The organism is Oleiphilus sp. HI0086 (assembly GCF_001635225.1).
Map to the genome: position 1 here is coordinate 1 of NZ_LWFZ01000887.1, position 1,490 is coordinate 1,490.

The 1,490-nt window shown below is 41.8% G+C and carries 2 protein-coding genes; both read right to left on the bottom strand.

Annotated features, from left to right (window positions below; translation table 11 throughout):
- Positions 1-26: 26 nt before the first annotated feature.
- A complete protein-coding gene (locus A3756_RS16030) occupies positions 27-1,352 on the bottom strand; it encodes a DUF927 domain-containing protein (protein ID WP_068553904.1) in 1,326 nt (441 codons plus the stop codon).
- Positions 1,345-1,479 (bottom strand): helix-turn-helix transcriptional regulator, encoded by a 135-nt coding sequence (locus A3756_RS29275; RefSeq protein ID WP_368664589.1) that lies wholly within the window; start codon positions 1,477-1,479, stop codon positions 1,345-1,347. Before A3756_RS29275 ends, A3756_RS16030 begins: the two co-directional genes overlap by 8 nt.
- Positions 1,480-1,490 lie beyond the last annotated feature (11 nt).

The following is a 1,490-nucleotide window of genomic DNA, read 5'->3' on the forward strand; positions in this document are numbered from 1 at the left end:
GAAGGAAAAACAAGCAGCTTAAATGCTCAGGCGACAACTACCTTGAAAAACGCCGATGCGACGGCATTCAGTTCTAATAACCTGGTTATAAACTCTGGGCCTGCAAAACCGTAGTTTTGATTGCAGTTTTGTCTTAAGTTATCAGAGAAACGTCTACCGCTTTGGTGTTCATGAAGTTGATCAAAAGCACCATACTCACGAGAACAAGTAATATTTAGCAGCCGCATTGAAACACCCGCTCTAGCATTGGATCCAGTAGAAGCGATCAAATCTTCTGGACTAATCTCACCGCTAGAAATAATGCTTTGTCTCCATTTATTTATAGATTGTGACGTCCCTAATTTGGTAGCCCGCTGTTTGCCTAAACCGTTCGCAATTGCATAAACAATTTTGCTTACTTCATTAGCTTCTGCTTCACCCAACTCGTCTAGTATCAACGTTGTATCGTTCCTGTCAGTAGAAACGGATTCTAGACCGTTTGCTGTAGATCTCCATGTCCTCATGAAGTCTTTAGGGTTTCCCCATACAGAGCTTGCTATCGCGAGGCATGTAGTTTTCCCACATGAAGAGTCTCCAAGAAGGTGTAGCCCTCCATTATCTTTATTTAGTAATTTCAGTAGTGGGCCTGCGAGTGCGAAGCTGATAGTAAGAATCATTACCGGATTACCTTCACAATACTTTGCAATGGTATTTTTCCACGTAGATAAAGAGCCTTTTTTGGAATAATCGGACGTGATATTTGGCTTTCCTTGAAAAATATAGCTTTGGTCCCCTAGAGTTTGTTCTGGAAAAACAAAAGCCACATCATTCTTCCAGCCTGTCTGTTGAGCTGCCGTTATACGTCTATGGGGAATTGTTGAATTGATATAAATAGGAATTTTAGACTTTCTAGTGATATTTGTATTAAGTCCTATATCTAAGAGTTGCTCTAAAAGTCGCTCGGTACTGCCTGCTAGCAACCCCATTGGGATTGCTAATTGTTTCCAGTTACCATTGATATCCTTGATTCGTAATAGTCGGCCAAAATTACTGCCTTCATTTGAAGTTATTGCATCGACGTACAAAGGGCCGCAAATCCAATCATCAGACAAGGTGGGTGGCTTATCGTCCTTATTGTATTGGATGTTATGCCAGTAAAGACCAGCAGGTTGGCTCTTAGAGCCTACAGATACTGGGTTGTCGTATACGCGCCAACAAGGTCTACTTTTAGCATTTGGCCACTCATCTGTTCGGGGTGTTTCACTTGTTTCCTGATTATAAGTGGTTGGTGAAACGGGGTGGGTCGCAGAGGAAGAGACAGTTGCCTGTGTTTCCTGAGTTACACACTCAGGGTTCATTATTGGATTAGTCATTTGTAGCACCTTCTGATTCGATGCTTTTTTTAATTTGGGATTCAATCCAAGTTTGAATTTGCCTCTCCTCCCAGCCTACACAGCGCTTTGTTATTCGAATTGATTGGGGAAATTCTTTCTCCTGCATCAAACGATAAA

What these genes read in the sequence shown, in the direction of transcription:
- A3756_RS16030 (WP_068553904.1), bottom strand. Translation starts at nt 1,352, where the DNA reads ATGACTAATCCAATAATGAACCCTGAGTGTGTAACTCAGGAAACACAG.
- A3756_RS29275 (WP_368664589.1), bottom strand. Translation starts at nt 1,479, where the DNA reads ATGCAGGAGAAAGAATTTCCCCAATCAATTCGAATAACAAAGCGCTGT.